This is a genomic window from Pedobacter psychrophilus, from assembly GCF_001652725.1.
GTDB classification, from domain to species: domain Bacteria; phylum Bacteroidota; class Bacteroidia; order Sphingobacteriales; family Sphingobacteriaceae; genus Pseudopedobacter; species Pseudopedobacter psychrophilus.
On the sequence record NZ_LWHJ01000009.1, the window covers coordinates 1 to 2429 of the forward strand.

Below are 2429 nucleotides of genomic sequence, written 5' to 3' on the forward strand. Positions count from 1 at the left end.
TGAACTGCTTTATGTTATTTCATCACATTTAACTAAATTTCTACGGGCAGACAAGTTTGTGCTTTTTATGCCATTACAACACAAATTCGCCAATCGTTATAGGGCATTTTAAAAAGACGACACAGCAATGAAATTTGAATTCCTCGGACACGGACTTTTTGACGAACACGACACGACCGTAGGAAACTATTTGCACAAATCTTTCCAAGACAAAAATTTTGACACTTTTCAATGTTTCGTTGCTTTTACAACTTTATCAGGACTATCAGTTTTTATTGACGAACTTGAAGCAGTAAAAGAACGGTATAAAAAAATAGAATTTTATTTAGGAGTTGACGACAAAGGAACTTCAAGAGAAGCGTTACTCGAACTTCTAAATAGAAATATTGACACATACATTTATTACAATCCGACAAAGCGAACAAGGGCTATTTATCATCCAAAACTTTACATTTTTCGTGGGGTCAAGGCAAACAGAGTAATTTTAGGCTCTTCCAATCTTACAAGACCAGGACTGTTTAATAATATTGAAGCTTCAATTGCAATGGATTTTGTTTCCGGAAATTTTCAAGGAACAAAACTCCTGAAACAAATAGAAGAATACTTTGCTTCATTCTTTGGTAAAGACAATCACAACCTTCAAAAATTAAATACTGCTCTTATTAAGTATTTAACAGATAGAGAACTAATTCTCCCCGAAAAGAGAATTTTCAAGGACGAAGAAGAAAAAGAAAAAACTAATGTTACAGACGAAGAAGGAAATGACCTTTTTACTGCAATTGAAGCACCATATGTTGACCTCGAAGACCTTGAAAATGTTGATAGTGAAACCGAACAGAAAGAATATTTACCAAGGACAATTGCTCTTACAGAACATTATTTTGCAATGTGGCCTGAGAACTTCCAAAAGTTCAAAGAGTTTAAATTAAAATACAATACAGTAATTGTTCCGAGAGACTTTGAAAATCCAACACTTTATGGATGGTATGTAAAGCAAAAAGCCCTTTACAGAGAAGAGAGAATTCCCGAAGAACATTTAGAAAAGCTAATAGAAGTTGGTTTTTCGTTTAGTGACGGACACCAAATTCGCTTTGATAAAATTTGGGAAGGATATTATCAAGAATTGAAAACGTATTTCATTGAAAACGGTCATTCTGATGTGCCAAGACGTAAAGACCGAAACGACCCTTTTTATAGACTTTCCAACTTTGTCGCTATGCAACGACATTTTAAGAAAAAGGGTGACCAGCGAATGACTGATTACCGAATTAAGAAGCTAGACGAAATTAAGTTTAGTTGGGAAGTAGGTCCAAGAAATGCAGGTTTGACAGTGAAACACGATGACCAATGGTTAGAAACACTATCCCAATATTCCGACTTCAAGAAAAGATATAAAAGAGAACCAAAGCAGAAAAGAAATTCTGATGAATATAAACTTGGTAAGTGGAGAAATGACCAAGCCGTATATCGCAAACAAGGAATTTTATCACAAGACAGAATTGAGTTATTAGAAGCTGAAGGAATAATATGGGATTTGGATGAACACGACTTTAATCAGAAAATTCAAAGACTTTTAAAATATAAGGAAGAGTTTGGAAATTTTGATGTTCCATTAAGCTATACGATTGATGGTGTTTCACTTGGACAATTTGTTTATAGCGTTAAAAAACGTGGGACAAAACCAGAAAATAAAGAAAAGTTAGAAAGAATTGGAATGATGGGTGTTATTCTTCGCACCGAAGCACAAACTACAGGCAACAAAAGAAGCCATATAACAACTGAATGGCGACAAAATTTTGACCAACTTAAAAAGCTCAAGGAAAGCGGAGTGAATATTAACGAAATTAACCAAGACAATAAAGAGCATCCGAAAATTGGAAATTGGATTTTTAATCAACAAAAACGTTACAGACACAGCAAACTAAGTGAAGAACAAGAAAGTCTATTGGAGCAATTAGGTTTAAGACTATCAAGAGAAGACACAAAAGAAGCTCGTTGGAATATTTTTTATGAGTTACTTTGTGACTATAAAAAGCAATATGGTGACTGCCGAGTTTCAAAGTCATTTGACAAAGAGTTAAATATTTGGGTAGGACTTCAAAGACGTGGATATAAAAGAAATACATTAATACAAGAACGAATTGACAAGCTAAATGAAATACAATTTGAGTGGACAGTTGACACATCGACAAAGAAGAAAAACGCCCTATAACAGCACCTACAAAAAATTGGCGGTTCAGTGGTTAAATGAAGCTTTGTGCTTCGTATTAAGTTTTGTGGTGGCAGACAGTTTTGTGCTTCGAAATCGCCAACTTCTTGTAGCTGCAAAACGTTATGCCTAATTTTAAAAAACACGAACGACAATGAAAATCTTTCCAGAAAGTGATTACAATTTTAAAATAACTGGAAGTGAAATAGAAGCTATTGAA

The 2429-nt window shown here is 34.1% G+C and carries 1 protein-coding gene; it reads left to right on the forward strand.

What is annotated here, in order from left to right:
- Positions 1-127: 127 nt before the first annotated feature.
- Positions 128-2212, forward strand: coding sequence for a Helicase associated domain protein (locus A5893_RS00405; protein ID WP_068820565.1), 2085 nt, complete (start codon positions 128-130; stop codon positions 2210-2212).
- The last annotated feature ends 217 nt before the right edge of the window (positions 2213-2429 follow it).